Origin of the sequence: Clostridium sp. 7_2_43FAA, assembly GCF_000158375.2 — a bacterium.
GTDB classification, from domain to species: domain Bacteria; phylum Bacillota; class Clostridia; order Clostridiales; family Clostridiaceae; genus Clostridium; species Clostridium tertium.
In genome coordinates, this window is sequence record NZ_JH815222.1 from 1,224,672 (window position 1) to 1,241,234 (window position 16,563).

15 protein-coding genes are annotated in these 16,563 nt (G+C 28.2%); 14 read left to right on the forward strand and 1 reads right to left on the reverse strand.

Annotated elements, in window-relative coordinates; genetic code table 11:
* Window positions 1–126: 126 nt before the first annotated feature.
* The 11 genes from smc to CSBG_RS07435 all read left to right on the forward strand — a co-directional run bounded on the left by smc (window position 127) and on the right by CSBG_RS07435 (window position 10,830).
* Window positions 127–3,690: a chromosome segregation protein SMC gene (gene smc / locus CSBG_RS07385; RefSeq protein WP_008678369.1), complete on the forward strand. Its 3,564-nt coding sequence runs from the start codon at window positions 127–129 to the stop codon at window positions 3,688–3,690.
* Window positions 3,691–3,706: 16 nt separating this feature from the next.
* Complete coding sequence (gene ftsY, locus CSBG_RS07390) at window positions 3,707–4,624, forward strand: signal recognition particle-docking protein FtsY (protein ID WP_035285739.1); 918 nt, start codon at window positions 3,707–3,709, stop codon at window positions 4,622–4,624.
* Between the two features lie 223 nt (window positions 4,625–4,847).
* A complete protein-coding gene (locus tag CSBG_RS07395; RefSeq protein ID WP_008678372.1) occupies window positions 4,848–5,177 on the forward strand; it encodes a putative DNA-binding protein in 330 nt (109 codons plus the stop codon).
* Between the two features lie 19 nt (window positions 5,178–5,196).
* On the forward strand, window positions 5,197–6,549 hold the full coding sequence (gene ffh, locus CSBG_RS07400) for a signal recognition particle protein (RefSeq protein WP_008678374.1): 1,353 nt from the start codon (window positions 5,197–5,199) through the stop codon (window positions 6,547–6,549).
* Between the two features lie 33 nt (window positions 6,550–6,582).
* The gene (rpsP, locus tag CSBG_RS07405) at window positions 6,583–6,828 is read left to right on the forward strand and encodes a 30S ribosomal protein S16 (RefSeq protein ID WP_008678375.1); all 246 of its coding nucleotides are present in this window, start codon (window positions 6,583–6,585) and stop codon (window positions 6,826–6,828) included.
* Between the two features lie 44 nt (window positions 6,829–6,872).
* Complete coding sequence (locus CSBG_RS07410; RefSeq protein ID WP_008678378.1) at window positions 6,873–7,112, forward strand: KH domain-containing protein; 240 nt, start codon at window positions 6,873–6,875, stop codon at window positions 7,110–7,112.
* Window positions 7,113–7,331: 219 nt separating this feature from the next.
* A complete protein-coding gene (gene rimM, locus CSBG_RS07415; protein ID WP_008678380.1) occupies window positions 7,332–7,829 on the forward strand; it encodes a ribosome maturation factor RimM in 498 nt (165 codons plus the stop codon).
* Window positions 7,819–8,532, forward strand: a complete 714-nt coding sequence (trmD, locus tag CSBG_RS07420; RefSeq protein WP_008678382.1) for a tRNA (guanosine(37)-N1)-methyltransferase TrmD — start codon at window positions 7,819–7,821, stop codon at window positions 8,530–8,532. The genes rimM and trmD overlap by 11 nt, the downstream gene beginning before the upstream one ends.
* A gap of 113 nt (window positions 8,533–8,645) precedes the next feature.
* Entirely contained in the window at window positions 8,646–8,996 is a 351-nt protein-coding gene (gene rplS, locus CSBG_RS07425; protein WP_008678384.1) for a 50S ribosomal protein L19, read from the forward strand.
* Window positions 8,997–9,143: 147 nt separating this feature from the next.
* Entirely contained in the window at window positions 9,144–10,013 is an 870-nt protein-coding gene (gene ylqF, locus CSBG_RS07430; RefSeq protein ID WP_008678386.1) for a ribosome biogenesis GTPase YlqF, read from the forward strand.
* A 4-nt stretch (window positions 10,014–10,017) separates the two neighbouring features.
* Window positions 10,018–10,830: a ribonuclease HII gene (locus CSBG_RS07435; protein ID WP_008678387.1), complete on the forward strand. Its 813-nt coding sequence runs from the start codon at window positions 10,018–10,020 to the stop codon at window positions 10,828–10,830.
* A gap of 347 nt (window positions 10,831–11,177) precedes the next feature.
* Here CSBG_RS07435 and CSBG_RS07440 read toward each other — a convergent pair whose 3' ends face one another.
* Window positions 11,178–11,549, reverse strand: coding sequence for a YraN family protein (locus CSBG_RS07440; protein ID WP_008678390.1), 372 nt, complete (start codon window positions 11,547–11,549; stop codon window positions 11,178–11,180).
* A 148-nt stretch (window positions 11,550–11,697) separates the two neighbouring features.
* On the opposite strand from CSBG_RS07440, the gene CSBG_RS07445 reads away from it, so the two are divergent.
* The 3 genes from CSBG_RS07445 to topA are packed head-to-tail and all read left to right on the forward strand — an operon-like array spanning window position 11,698 to window position 16,411.
* The gene (locus tag CSBG_RS07445; protein ID WP_008678391.1) at window positions 11,698–13,221 is read left to right on the forward strand and encodes a YifB family Mg chelatase-like AAA ATPase; all 1,524 of its coding nucleotides are present in this window, start codon (window positions 11,698–11,700) and stop codon (window positions 13,219–13,221) included.
* Window positions 13,222–13,236: 15 nt separating this feature from the next.
* Entirely contained in the window at window positions 13,237–14,274 is a 1,038-nt protein-coding gene (gene dprA, locus CSBG_RS07450; RefSeq protein WP_008678393.1) for a DNA-processing protein DprA, read from the forward strand.
* A gap of 46 nt (window positions 14,275–14,320) precedes the next feature.
* On the forward strand, window positions 14,321–16,411 hold the full coding sequence (gene topA / locus CSBG_RS07455; protein WP_008678395.1) for a type I DNA topoisomerase: 2,091 nt from the start codon (window positions 14,321–14,323) through the stop codon (window positions 16,409–16,411).
* Window positions 16,412–16,563 lie beyond the last annotated feature (152 nt).

Sequence of the window (16,563 nt, forward strand, 5' to 3'; positions counted from 1 at the left end):
AGAATAGGAGTGGTAATTATGAAGAAGCAAACAAGACAAAAAATGATATATGTAATTACTATAATTTTAGCTATCATGTTTTCAATGAGTTTATTAGTATCATTGATATAGGTAAGGAGTGTATCTATGTTTTTAAAATCCCTAGAAATAAGAGGTTTTAAATCTTTTGCAGATAAAACCCAATTAAAGTTTAAAAAAGGAGTAACAGCAGTAGTAGGTCCAAATGGTAGTGGGAAAAGTAATATATCTGATTCTGTAAGATGGGTTCTAGGTGAACAAAGTGTAAAAACACTTAGAGGTGGAAAGATGGAGGATGTAATCTTTGCAGGAACTCAGTATAGAAAACCAGTTGGACTAGCTCAAGTCTCACTTACACTAGATAACTCAGACAATTCATTGGATACGGATTATTCAGAGGTAACTGTTACAAGAAGAATATTTAGATCGGGTGAAACGGAGTATTTAATAAACAATCAAAAATGTAGGTTAAAAGACATTAATAATTTGTTTATGGATACAGGTATAGGTAAAGAGGGATATTCGCTTATTGGACAAGGTAAAATAGAAGCTATATTAAGTGGTAAAGCAGAGGATAGGAGAGCTTTATTAGAAGAAGCTGCAGGTATAGTTAAATTTAAATCAAGAAAAGAAGAAGCAGAAAGAAAGCTATCTAATACTGAAAATAATTTGGTTAGAATAAGAGACATAATATTAACTTATGAAGAGAGAATAGAACCATTAAAAATAGAGAGAGAAAAGGCTTTAATGTATAAAACTTTGGCAGAAGAGCTTAAAGTTAAAGAAGTTTCTGTTTTAGTTAATAACATAAAAAGAATTGATGAAGAAATTAATGGAATAAGTGAAGATATAAGTGGTAGAAAAATTGATATAGAAGCTAAAAGAAATAAATTACATAAAGACAAAGAAGAACTTCTACTATTAGAAAATAAGATAGAAGAATTAGAAAGTAAAAATAATACAGAAAAAAGTGAATATTATACTAAAAAAGAAGAATTAAATCAAAGTCTAAAAAATATAGAAATATTTAAAGAAAGAATAAAAAATTTAGAGGAAGTGATAAAGAGGGATTCATCAGAAGTAGAAGCTTTAGAAAATAGTTTGAAGATTTCTATAGAGGAAAAGAATCTTTTAGGTAAGGAATTAGAAGAAAAGATAAAAGAACAATTACAAAGAGAAAATGATATTAAGAGACTAGAAAAAGAAGTACAAGATTTAAATAGAGAAATTAAGGAATTAGAGAATAAGATTCAACATTTTAAGGATGAAGAATTTGAACTTTTAAGAAAGACATCAGAAATAAATAATAATATATCTCTATTAAATAAAGAAATCTTAAATAAAGAAGAATTAGGAGCAAATGGAGAAAATACTTTAAAGACTATTGAAGGAAATATAAGTATTAACTTAGCCACTATTTTAGGTCTTAATAAAAATATTGAAGAAACAAGAAAAATAAGAGAAGAAATAAAAAATAGTATACTAGAAAATAAGAAAAAACTTTCTAGTTTGAGCAGTTCAGCAACAAGAAAAGAAAGTCTTATAAGAGAAGTATCTAGAAATATTAGCATTTTAGAAGGTAAGTTAACTACATTAAAAGACTTAGAAAAAAGTTATGAAGGGTATCAATTATCTGTAAAGAGATTGATGGAAAGAATAGAAAATGGACAGGTTTCTTACGGAAAAGGTACTAAGGTCTTAGGTGAGATATTTACTGTTAATAAAGATTATGAGACTGCTATAGAAATAGCGCTAGGTGGATCTATTTCAAACATAATAACAAAAGATGAAAATGTTGCAAAGCTATTAATAGATTATCTAAAGAAAAATTCTTTAGGAAGAGCTACATTTTTACCTTTAAATATTATTAAAGGTAATAGATTAATGGTTTCTGAGAATATAAAAAATGTTCCTGGATTCTTAGGATTAGCATCTGATTTAATTAAGTTTGATAGCAAATTTAGCGAAATAATGGACTATTCTTTAGGTAAAACAATAATAGCTAGGGATATGGAGAGTGCCTTAAAAATATCTAAACTTGGAAATTATAAACTAAAAATAGTTACTTTAGATGGAGAAGTGATCAGTCCAGGAGGAGCTCTTACTGGAGGTAGCATATATAAGAAAAATAATTCAAGTATTTTAGGAAGAAGAAGAGAACTTCAAGAGCTAGAAGAAAATATATCAAAAAGCAAAGAAAGATATTCTTTAGAGCAGAAATCTTTAAATAAAATAAAAGAAGAAATAAAAGTGATAGATGAAGAAAATCTAAATAAAAGTGATGAAGTTCATGAAAAGACAATTGACATAACAAGATTTGAAAGTGAAATTAAAGCATTAGAAAATGAGGGCTTAAAGCTTAAAAATTCTTTTGAGGTTTCAAAGAAAGAATTATCTTTAAATAAAGAAACTTTAAATAGATTAAGAGAAGAAATAAAGATAAAAGAAGAGTTATTAGATAAATTAAAAGAAAATAATTCAAGCAATAAAAATGAGTCACAAAGCTTACAAACTTTATTGATTGAAAAGAAGGAAAACTTTGATAAAATAAAAGATGAAGTTATACAAATAAAAATAAATAAAGCAACATTAGATGAAGTAGTTTATGGAAAAGAATCAGAAATAAAAAGAAAAGAAAAAGAAGAAAAAGAAAAAGAAGAAAAAATATTAAAGCTTAAAGCTGAAAATACTGAAAAGGAAAAAAACATAAACTATTTAAAAAATCAAATAGATGAAAAAGTGAATTTAATAGATGAAATCAATAAGAGGTTAAATGAGCTTGAAGATATATTTAAGTCTGATGAAGTAAGAAGAATAACTTTAAAAGATAAGTTAAAAATAAAAGATGGGGAAACTAATGAATTAATAGAAACATTAAGAAATCTAGAAGGTGAATTAAGCAAAAGAGAAATAGTATATGCTAAAATAGAAAGTGAAAGAGAAAATCATTATAAAAGATTGAATGAGGAATTAAATTTAACTTTAGCAGAAGCTGTTGAAATTGCGTTAGATATAGAAAATCTTTCAAAGGTTAAGGATGATATATTTAAGTTAAAAGCTAAAATTACTGCACTTGGAACAGTGAATTTAGCAGCAATTGTAGAATATGAAGAAGTCTGTGAAAAGTATGAGTTTATGTCTGCTCAAGAAGAGGATTTGAATAAAGCAAAAGATGAGTTAATGACTGTTATTAATGAAATGACTTCAAAGATGCAAGAATTATTTAGAGAAAACTTCAAAATATTAAATAAAAACTTTAATGAAACATTCAAAGATTTATTTAAAGGTGGAAATGCAGAGCTTATTTTAGGTGAAGGTGATGAACTTACAGCTAATATTGAAATAAATGTTCAACCACCAGGCAAAAAGCTTCAAAATATAAATTTAATGTCAGGTGGAGAAAAAGTTCTTTCTGCTATAGCACTTTTATTTGCAATTTTAAAGATGAAGCCAACACCATTTTGTATATTAGATGAAATTGAGGCTGCCTTAGATGATGCAAATGTATATAGATATGCAGAGTTTTTAAAGGAATTTTCTGAGAATATACAATTTATAGTTATTACGCATAGAAAAGGTACTATGGAAGCAAGTGATGTTATGTATGGAGTAACTATGGAAGAAAAAGGAGTTTCAAAAGTAGTTTCTGTTGACTTAAGTAAAGATAATTAGGAGGTAAACTATGGCCATATTTGGAAAAATATTTGATAATTTAAAATCAGGACTTTCAAAGACTAAGGATGCACTAACAGATAAAATTAATGAAACATTAAAACTAGCTATTACTATAGATGAGGATTTATATGAGGAATTAGAAGAAATTCTAATTATGTCTGATATAGGAATGGACACAACATTAGAAATTATAGATAGACTAAAAGCTAAAATTAGAAAAGAAAAAATTAATGATCCAAGTGAAGTTTATCCAGCTTTAAAAGCTGTAATAAAAGATATACTACTTGAAGGAACAGAGGAAAGGGAAGAGAATTTAAGTTCTGAAAAGAAGGTGTTGCTTGTAATAGGTGTTAATGGAGTGGGTAAGACTACTTCTATAGGAAAGCTTGCTGCAAAGAATAAAGAAGAAGGGAAAAAAGTATTACTTGCAGCAGCAGATACATTTAGAGCAGCTGCTATAGACCAATTAGAAGTGTGGAGTGAAAGAGCAGGAGTAGACATAGTAAAGCATATGGAAGGCTCTGATCCAGCAGCAGTAGTATTTGATGCTGTAAGTGCAGCTAAATCAAGAAATATAGATTTATTAATATGTGATACTGCTGGAAGACTTCACAATAAGAAAAATCTTATGGACGAATTATCTAAAATAGGTAGGATAATAGATAGAGAATTTAGTGATGCTTCAAAAGAAACACTTTTAGTTTTGGATGCAACCACAGGTCAAAATGCAGTGATTCAAGCAAAACAATTTATGGAGGCTTGTCCTATAGATGGAATTATCTTAACTAAGCTAGATGGAACAGCAAAAGGTGGAGTTGTAATTTCTATTAAAAACACTTTAAACATACCAGTTAGATATATAGGTGTAGGAGAAGGAATAGATGATCTTCAAGAATTCGATGCAGAAGGATTTGCAGAAGCACTGTTTTAACAATTGATAATGGATAATTAATGTAGAAATTCAGTTGAATCTGAATTTCTATAAAATAAATTTTATAATTCAGCTTTGCTGAATTATTTCAATAATTGTCAATTGATAATTATTAATTGTACATTTAAAAATTTTGAACAAAATTTTTATTGGGTGTTAAGTAAAAATACTTGACAGTATAGAATTGTTTTGTTAAAATCTCTTTTGTGGGTAAGGTGATGAAATGGAAGATAGGGTTGAGATTTCATTATTAATGGATTTATATGGTCCATTATTAACAGAGAAACAGTATAAAATTATGGAGCTTTACTATAATGAGGATTTATCCTTAGCTGAAATTGCTGAATTGAATAACACGAGTCGTCAGGCTATCCATGATTTAATAAAGAGATGCTATAAACAATTTCTATCCTATGAAAGTAAACTTAATTTACTTAAAAAAAGTTTTAATCAAGAAAAAATAATTATAAGTCTTCTAGAGGATTTAAAAAATAAATACTCAATATCTGAAGATGATTATAATAAATATAAAAGTATATTAGAAGATTTATAAGATCATAGGAGGGATTAACGTGGCTTTTGAAGGTTTATCCGATAAGTTGCAGGAAGCTTTTAAGAAGCTTAAGGGCAAAGGAAAGCTAACTGAAAAAGATATAAAAGAAGCCATGAGAGAAGTGAAACTTGCGTTACTTGAAGCTGATGTTAACTTTAAAGTAGTTAAGAAGTTTATTTCAAGCGTCAGTGAAAAGTGTGTTGGAAATGAAGTTTTAGAAAGCTTAACTCCAGCTCAACAAGTTATAAAAATTGTTAACGAAGAACTTACTAATCTTATGGGAGGTAGTGAAAGTAAATTAAACTTTAACTCCGTAGGGCCAACAGTTATAATGATGGTTGGTTTACAAGGCGCAGGTAAAACCACAATGAGTGGAAAACTTGCACTACAACTTAGAAAGCAAAATAAGAAACCTCTTTTAGTAGCTTGTGATATATATAGACCAGCAGCTATTAAACAATTAGAGGTAGTTGGAAAGCAAATAGATATTCCAGTTTTTCAAATGGGTGATAAAGTAAATCCTGTTGATATTGCAAAAGCAGGTATAGCTCATGCAAGGGAAAATGGAAATAATGTAATAATAATAGATACAGCAGGTAGACTACACATAGATGAAAATCTTATGGAAGAATTGAAATCTATTAAAGAAGAAGTAAATCCTCAAGAAATATTACTTGTAGTAGATTCAATGACAGGTCAAGATGCCGTTAATGTTGCTGAAAGCTTTAATAATTCATTAGATGTGTCTGGTGTTATATTAACTAAGCTTGATGGTGACACAAGAGGTGGAGCAGCTTTATCAATTAGAAGTGTTACAGAAAAACCAATTAAGTTTATTGGTGTGGGTGAAAAAATGAGCGATTTTGAAGTTTTCTATCCAGATAGAATGTCTTCAAGAATATTAGGAATGGGAGATGTCCTTTCATTAATAGAAAAAGCTCAGCAAGCCTTTGACGATAAGGAAGCACAAGAATTAAGCTCAAAAATGCTAGAAAATGATTTTACTTATGAAGATTATTTAACAGCAATGGAGCAAATGAAAAAACTAGGATCTTTAAGCAAGATAATGGAAATGGTGCCTGGGATTCCAAAGGAAGTGAAAGATATAGACTTTGATGCTGGTGAAAAACAATTAGGCAGAGTAAAAGCTATAATTCACTCAATGACACCAAAGGAAAGAAGAAATCCAAAGCTTATAGCTGGATCATCTTCAAGAAAGAAAAGAATTGCTAAAGGTTCAGGTACATCATTACAAGAAGTAAACAAACTCATTAAGGGCTTTGATATGATGAGAAAGCAAATGAAACAAATGAAGTCATTTCAAAAGAAATCTAAAAAAGGATTCTTTGGTAAATTACCTTTTATGAGTTAATATAAACTAAACTTTTAAAGGAGGTGAAACAACATGGCAGTAAAAATCAGATTAAGAAGAATGGGTGCTAAGAAAGCTCCTTTCTATAGAATAGTAGTTGCTGATTCAAGAGCACCAAGAGATGGTAGATTCATCGAAGAAATAGGATACTACAATCCTTTAACTGAACCAGCTGAAGTTAAAATCAATGAAGAAAAAGCTACTAAATGGGTACAAAATGGAGCTCAACCTACAGATGTAGTTAAGAGACTTTTTGCTCAAGCAGGATTAAATAAGTAATTTTTAGGAGGTGAACTCTGTAATTACTATAATTACAGGTGTTTATGAAGGAATTAATTGAAATTATAGCTAAATCCCTTGTGGATAATCCAAATGAAGTTCATGTAAATGAAATCGAAGGAGAGCAATCAATTATTCTGGAACTAAAGGTTGCTCCTGCAGATATGGGAAAAGTAATTGGTAAACAGGGAAGAATAGCAAAAGCTATTAGAACTGTTGTAAAAGCAGCAGCAATGAAAGAAGACAAAAAAGTAGTAGTTGAAATTATTGATGTAAAGAGTTAGGGTAATCCTAACTCTTTTTAAACATGCAATTACTATATTTAAATACTTAGGTTTATAGATTTATTGTAATATTTCTAATGTATCTATTAAAGATTATAGAAATATTAGAAATATTAGAAATACTAAATTTAAATTAGTGTTTTAACTTTAGTATATATGGACAATACTAAGCTAAATAGATAAATTAAAATAAATAATTTAATAAAAAGAGGTGCTAAAATGAGGGATATTTTAAGAGTTGGGAAAATAGTAAACACTCATGGATTAAAGGGAGAAGTAAAAGTTATAGCTTTGACTGATGATCCTAAAAGATATAATGATTTAGACTTTGTATTAATAGATGGAGTAGAAAGAAAAATTCAAGGTTGTAAATTTCAAAAAGATAGAGTGATAGTTAAAATAGAAGGAATTGATTCTATAGAAGAAGCAGAAAAATATAAAAATAAATATATGGAAATTCCAAGAGAATATGCAGTTCCATTAGAAGAAGATACATATTATATTGCAGATATAATAGGATGTAATGTTTATGATACAGAAGGTAAATCTTTAGGGGAGGTTTATGATGTAATACAAACAAAAAATAATGATGTTTATTGGATAAGAAAACCTAAAGAGTTATTAATACCTGTTCTTTTAGATATAGTTACAGATATAGATGTAGAAAATAGAAAAATTACAATAAAACCAGTAGGAGAATGGCAAGATGAAGATTAATATTCTTACATTATTTCCTGAAATGTTTGATATATTTAATCACAGTATAATAGGAAAGGCTAAAGAAAAAAATCTTGTAGAAATAGATGCAATAAATATAAGAGATTTTACATTGAATAAGCATAAAAAAGTAGATGATTATCCTTATGGTGGAGGGGCAGGAATGGTAATGACCCCTCAACCATTAGTGGATTCTATAAGGCATTGTAAAAAAAATAATAAAGGAAAAGTTATTTTTCTTGGACCAAGAGGAAAAACTTTTAATCAAGGGATGGCACAGAAATTAGCAGAAGAAGATGAGCTTATATTTATATGTGGTCATTATGAGGGAATTGATGAAAGAGTTTATAAATATATAGATTTAGAAATATCATTAGGAGATTTCATATTAACTGGTGGTGAAATGGCAGCAATTCCAGTGATTGATTCCATATTAAGATTAAAAACCGGAGTCTTAGGAAAAGAAGAAAGTTATATAGATGAATCTTTTTCAGATGGATTATTAGAATATCCACAATATACAAGACCAGAAGACTTTGAGGGAGATAAAGTTCCAGATGTGTTGCTTTCAGGACATCATGAAAATATAAGGAAATGGAGAAGGGCTCAGTCTCTAATAATAACTAAAAGAAAAAGAGTGGATTTATATAATAAAATAACTCTCACTAAAGAGGATAAAAAAATACTAGAAAAGTATAAATAAATTGTTGAAATATAACATAACTTATGTTAAAATAAGCTTTGTGTTAGTACGGGCGGTCCTCTGTCAAGTGTTTGTTAAGAACGTCTAATATAAATTTAAGGAGGGACTACACAATGAACGAAATAATAAGAGCTATTGAAGCAGAACAAATGAGAACTGATCTTCCAAATTTCAACGTAGGGGATACTGTTAAAGTTTACGTTAAAATTAAAGAAGGTACAAGAGAAAGAGTACAAATGTTTGAAGGAACAGTTATTAAGAAGCAAAACGGTGGATTAAGAGAAACTTTCACTGTAAGAAGAGTTGCTTACGGAACTGGAGTAGAAAGAACTTTCCCAATTAACTCTCCAAGCATTGATAAAATGGAAGTTGTAAGAAAAGGTAAAGTTAGAAGAGCTAAGTTATTCTACTTAAGAGATAGAGTAGGTAAGGCTGCTAAAGTTAAAGAATTAAACGTTAGATAATTATCTAATGATTAAGTAAGGGACTTTTATAAGTCCCTTTTTCTTTACTTTTTATTTATAAAAAAAGTAAACTTTTCATTATTGATATACAAGAAAATATAAATGGATATAATACAAAATAGTAAGTAGATAAGGAGGAATTTTAATATGCCTACAATTAACTGGTTTCCTGGACATATGAAAAAAACTCAAAGAGAAATAAAGGAAAACTTAAAACTGGTAGATGCAGTTATTGAAATTAGAGATGCTAGAATACCAAGAAGTTCAGCAAATCCTGATATAGATAAGCTTTGTGAAGGAAAACCAAGGGTTATACTTTTAAATAAAAGTGATTTATCAGAATCAAAAGTAACAAAAATGTGGATGAACCATTTATCTTCAGAAAATGTAAAAGTTATAGAGGTAAATTGTTTAACAGGAAAAGGATTAAATCAAATTAAACCAACTTTAGATTTATTATTAAAAGAAAAGCATGATAGATTAAAGGCTAAAGGTTTAGTGAAAATACAAATGAGAGTTATGGTAGTAGGGATACCTAATGTAGGTAAATCTACATTTATAAATAAGATGGCTAAAAATAATATAGCAAAAACAGGGGATAGACCTGGAGTTACAAAGAGTAAACAATGGATTAAAACTAAGATGGATATAGAAATGCTAGATACACCTGGAGTTTTATGGCCTAAGTTTGAAGATGAAAAAACAGCTCTTAATTTAGCTTTTACAGGTGCTATTAAAGATGAAATCATGGATATAGAAGAACTTTCATTTAATTTAGTAAAAAGACTTCAAAGTTTTTATGGTGACAAATTAAAGGAAAGATATAAAATTGAAGAAATAAATGAAGATCCATTAGAAACACTAAATAGCATAGCAAGAAAAAGAGGATGCTTAGTTAAGGGTGGAGAAATAGATTATAATAGAATAGCTGTAATTCTTTTAGATGAGTTTAGAGGTGGAAAAATAGGTAATATTTCACTTGAGCGTCCAAATGATATAGAAGAGCTAGAGGAGTAATTTAATGGATTTATTAAATAAGGATATAAAATCTTTAAGTTATAAAGAAATAAAACATTATGTAGATGAGATAAATATACTTGAAGAAAGATATAACGCAGAGCTTGTATATTTAATTGATAAACTAGCTTTAGATGAACGAAAAAATGTTAAAGCACTAGGTGAAAAATTACTTAAAGAAAAGAAAAAGATAGAAAAAGAAGTTCAAAGAGTAAAATCAATGTATAATTTTGATAAAGGCTTTGGAAAACATACATATATAGCTGGAGTAGATGAAGTTGGAAGAGGACCGCTTGCAGGCCCTATTGTAGCTTGTGCAGTTATATTGGATTTAAATGTAATAGAAGATGAACTTATACTTTGGTTAAATGACTCCAAGAAATTATCAGAAAAGAAAAGAGAAGCTTTAGCAGAAATAATAAAAGAAAAAGCTTTAGCATACTTTATTTCAGAAAGCTCAAATGATGAAATAGATGAAAAAGGTATAGCTTATTGTAATAATAATATATTCTTAGAAGCTTGTACATCTATGAAGATTAAACCAGAGCTTGTTTTATCAGATGGATATTTAATTAAGGGAATTAATATTCCAAATAAATCAGTAATAAAAGGTGATGCAAAATCAGCATCAATAGCTGCTGCATCAATATTAGCAAAGGTATATAGAGATAATTTAATGAAGGATTATTCAAAGGAATATCCACATTATGCTTTTGAGGAAAATGCAGGGTATGGTACTAGTAAACATATTGAAGGTTTAAAAGAATTTGGAGCATGTAAAATACATAGAAGATCATTTTTAAAAAATATACTTTAAGTCAAATTTATAATATAGAGGGCAGTCTTAGAAATCTATTTAATGTAAAATTTAATTTATTTAATTTCAGTAAGTTCTATTGCCTTGAAAAAGTTAATTTCTTTTCTATAAAGGGGGTCGCGTTTCACGACCTTCTTTTATGCTTTGATTTTAAATTGTTAATTTTACTTAGTAAAAGGAGTCTTTAGATTTAAATAGAAATTTTTATCTATTATTTATATATGCATAAAAATAAATATTTTAATGTTTTAATAAAATTTCTCCTATGGAAAATCACATAAATTAATATCTCATTATTGGTTAGTATCAAAATTCATTTTGATGCAGAACCTTATATAATTATTTTATTAATAGCCTCGAAAAGCATCTTTGGTGTGTTTTAGTATATAAGATTCATTATTTTTATTAAAGTAAATTTCAACAACATCAAATCTACAATTGTAATCAAATAGCTTTCTTGTAAGTAAATAAAATTTACATAAATTAATTATTTGTCTTTGTTTTGAGTAGGTAACAGCTTCACATGGTAAGCCATAGTTATAGTTGTACCTACTTTTTACTTCCACGAATATTATTAAACCATCATGTCTACATATCAAATCTATTTCACCATATTTATTTTTAAAATTCTTATTTAATATGTAATATCCCTTTGATTTTAAATAAGATGAAGCTAAATCCTCACCATAAAAGCCAATACATTTATTAAATTTACTCATAAAATACCACCATTAATTTAAATAAAGTTAATAATTATAGAAAATTATTATCACCTTATAATATTGACAAAAATAATATATTAAATCATAAAAAATTAATGTTTAATAATTAAATTATAATGTCAATAATGTTTAAGAGGTGATAATTATGTCAATTGAAATAATAAGTGCAACACATAATGGACTTGATGGAATACTTATAAATGTTGAAGTAGATATTAATAAAGGAATGCCAAGTTTTACTATAGTAGGTCTTCCTGATGCTTCCATAAAAGAATCAAAGGAAAGAGTAAGGTCTGCTATAGTTAATAGTGGTTTTGAGTTTCCACTAGGAAGAATTACTATAAATTTAGCACCAGCAGATATCAAAAAGATAGGTTCATTACTTGATTTACCTATAGCTCTTGGTATACTTATGAAATCAAATCAAATAATTAACAAAAATTTAAAAGAATTTATAGTTTTTGGTGAACTTTCTTTAGGAGGAGATCTAAAAGAGATAAAGGGAATACTTCCGATAATATTTGAAGGTGAAAATAATAAGAAAAATAATTTTATTTTTCCTTTAAATAATTTAAATGAATTGAGATCATTTAATATAGGTAATTTTTATCCTTTTAGAAACTTGAAAGAAGTTATTTCATTTATTAATAATGAAGATTTATTACCATTTAGTTTTGTAGATAAAGTTAAAAAGTCTAAGAAAATATATTTAGATTTTTCAGATATAATTGGGCAAAAAACATCTAAAAGAGCAATGGAGATAGCAGCTGCGGGTAAACATAATATATTGCTTTATGGATCTCCAGGTTCAGGAAAGACAATGCTTGCAAAGGCATTACCATCGATATTACCACCTCTTACTTATAAGGAAGAAATGGAAATTGCAAAGATATATAGTGCATCTGGTATATTTTCAGGTGAAGATGGGGTAATTAGACCTTTTAGAAATCCGCATCACACAATAACTAAAATAGCTTTGGTTGGTGGTGGAAAAGAAGTGAAGGCAGGGGAAATAACTCTAGCACACAATGGAGTACTTTTTCTAGATGAAATATTAGAATTTAAAAGAGATGTATTAGAAGTCTTAAGAGAACCATTAGAAGAAAAAGTTATTAATATTAATAGAGTTAATGGAACATATAAATTACCTTCTAATTTCTTGCTTGTTGGAGCTTTTAATCCTTGTCCATGTGGACTTTACTTAGGAGGAGTAGATGAAAATAGATGTATATGCTCTGAAAATGAAAGAAGAAAATATTTAAATAGATTATCAAGAGCGCTTCTAGATAGAATTGATTTATTAAATTACGTACCTAGATTAAAGTATGAGGATATATCAAGAAAAAATGATAATTTAAGTTCTGATAAGATGAAAATAAAGGTATTAGAAGCGAGGGAAATACAAAAAAATAGATATAAAAATAGTGAATATAGCTATAATTCAGAGGTGAGAGGAAGAGATTTTGAGTATTTATTTAAAATTTCAGAAGGTGCAAAAAATTTATTGAAGATATGCTATGAAAGATATAATTTAACTATGAGAGGATATGATAAAATAATAAAAGTTTCTAGGACGATTGCAGATTTAGAAGCTTCAGATAAGATATATGAACATCACGTCTTTGAGGCTTTGGGATATAGAAAAAATGTGGATGGAGAAATAATTTAAATAAAGGTGGTTATTATGAAAAATGACGAATTATGGTTTATTTTAACTAGTATATCTAACGAGAAGAAATTATTACTGTTAGAAAAATACGAAAATGAAAGCAATATAAGGAATCAGAAAAATGAAATAAGAGAATTTCAAAAGATAAAGGATAAAGATATTTCTGAAGAGAAAATTAGTGATTTTAATAATTACATAAATAGTAATGGAATAGGATACATTACAATTAAATCAAAGGAGTATCCAGAAACTTTAAAGCATATTGAAGAACCACCTTACGTACTATTTTATAAGGGGAATTTAGAATTACTAATGGGAAGTTTAGCAGCTGTAATAGGAGCTAGAAAATGTACTCAATATGGAATAGAAATAGCTAAAATTATGGGAAGAGAATTAAGTGAAAATAATATAACTGTTGTAAGTGGATTAGCAGCTGGAATAGATTCGGTAGCACAAAAGGTTGCCTTAGAATATAGTGGTAAGACTATAGGAATATTGGGATGTGGAATAGATATAGTATATCCAAAATGTAATAAATTCTTATATGAGAAAGTTATAAGAGAAGGTTTATTAATTTCAGAATTTTTACCTAAAACTCCACCTATGTCATATAATTTTCCAAGAAGAAACAGAATAATAAGTGGAATAAGTGATAAAGTAATAGTAGTAGAGGCAACTAAAAAAAGTGGTACTCTTATTACTGTAGATTATGCTTTAAGTATAGGTAAAGAAATAATGGCAGTTCCGGGACCAGTGATAAATGGTAATAGCGAAGGATGTAATAAATTAATAAGAGATGGAGCGAAGCCATTTACTGGAATGGAAGATTTATATGATTTTTTTAATATAAAAAAAGATATTAAAGAAAAAAATGAAAATAATGGATATAAGGAGTATCTTTTAAAGGTTATAGATAATGAACCAAAGCACTTAGATGATATAATAGAATCTGTAAATGTTGACAGAAAGGTATTATTTGAGTTATTATTTGAAATGCAAAATAGAAATGAAATTATTTGCCTTCCAGGCAATTATTATGCAAAATCATTATAAATTTAAGGGGGTGTAAACTCCATAAAAATTACTGGAGTTTTTATGTATGGGACAAAATCTTGTAATAGTAGAATCACCTGCAAAGGCTAAGACTATAGGAAAGTATCTTGGTAAGAATTATATAGTAGAAGCATCTATGGGACATGTAAGAGATTTGCCAAAAAGTAAATTAGGCGTTGATATAGAAGATAATTTTAATCCAAAATATATAACTATAAGAGGAAAAGGCGAACTTTTAAGTAAGCTTAAAAAGGCAGCTAAGAAAGCAGATAAAATATATCTTGCAACTGACCCTGACCGTGAAGGTGAAGCAATATCATGGCATTTAGCTAATATTTTAAATATTTCAGAAGATGAAAAATGTAGAATAGTATTTAACGAAATTACTAAAACAGCTGTAAAATCATCTATAAAGGAAGCAAGAAAAATAAATATAAATTTAGTGGATGCACAACAAGCGCGAAGAATATTAGATAGGTTAGTTGGTTACGAAATTAGCCCTATATTATGGAAAAATATAAAATGGGGATTAAGTGCTGGAAGAGTTCAATCAGCAGCCTTAAAACTTATATGCGATAGAGAAGAAGAAATTAATCGCTTTGAGCCTAAAGAGTATTGGAGTGTTGATTGCATAGCAACTAAAGATAGAAAAAAGTTTCCAATAAAATTATCACAGTATAAAGGTAAGAAGATTGAAATAAATACTAAAGAAGAAAGTGATGAAATAATAAAGGACTTAAAAAAAGATAAGTTTATAGTTACTAAGGTTAAAAAAGGAACAAAGGTAAAAAATCCATTACCACCTTTTACAACTAGTACACTTCAACAAGAAGCATCAAAAAAATTAAATTTTATGACTAAAAGAACTATGTCTATAGCTCAAGTACTATATGAAGGTGTAGAAGTTAAAGGATATGGTACAGTTGGATTAATAACTTATATGAGAACTGATTCAGTTAGAATTTCAGATGAAGCACAAGGAAAGGCTTTAGAGTTTATTAATTCGAATTTTGGAGAAGATTATGCACCAAATTCTCCAAGAATATATAAGGGAAAGAAAAATATTCAAGATGCTCATGAGGCTATAAGACCATCTATAATTGATATTACTCCTGAAATTGCAAAGAACTCTTTAACTTCAGAGCAATATAAATTATATTCATTGATTTGGAATAGATTTATGGCAAGTCAAATGGCTTCGTGTGAATTGAATACTAATAACATAGAAATTAAAAATGGAGATTATAAGTTTAGGGCAAGTGGATCTACTATAAAGTTCGAAGGGTTTATGAAACTTTATGAGTATTTAACTGAAGAAGATAGTGAAGATGTTTCATTACCTAAGTTAGAAGAAAATGATGAATTAAATAAAGTCGATATAGAAGGAAAGCAACACTTCACACAGCCACCAGCACGTTATAGCGAAGCATCATTTGTAAAATTACTAGAAGAAAAAGGGATTGGAAGACCGAGTACTTATGTTCCTACAATAACTACAATATTAAGTAGGGATTATATAAAGCGAGAAAAGAAAACATTATTTCCAACAGAACTTGGCTTTATAGTTAATAATATGCTTAGCGAATATTTTAAGCAAATAGTAGATGTTGATTTTACAGCTGAAATGGAAAGAAATCTCGATCATATAGAAGAAGGTCAAGAAGATTGGAGAAAAGTAGTTGGAGAATTTTTTGAGCCATTAAAAATTGCAATAGATAAGGCTGAGAAAGAAGTATCAAAGGTTGTTATAGAAGATAAGGTAAGTGATGTTCCATGTGATAAATGTGGTCGCATGATGGTAATAAAGCATGGTAGATATGGAGATTTCTTAGCTTGCCCAGGATATCCTGAATGTAAAAATGCAAAACCTATTGTTGAAGAAATAGAAGCTCCTTGTCCAAAATGTGGAGGAAAGTTATTAGCTAAGAAAAGTAAAAAAGGTAAGAAGTTCTTTGGTTGTGCTAATTATCCGCAATGTGATTTTGTTAGTTGGAACGAGCCGTTAAAGGAGAAGTGCCCAGATTGTGGAGCTTATATGGTTCTAAAATATAGCAAAACAAAAGGAAGTTACGCACAATGTTCTGATTCGAATTGTAACAAGACTGTTAACTTAAATAAAGAAAATAATGAGAATTAATAAATAGAAATCAATTACAGTTTGATAAAGTATTAAAATAAGCAATTTTTCAAGTGTAATGTCGAAAAGCGTAAAAAATTTGTTGAAAATAAGTACTCCCTATGTTAGTATAAATAAGTAATTAAGATGTTTTGAGAAAATTTAATCAATTT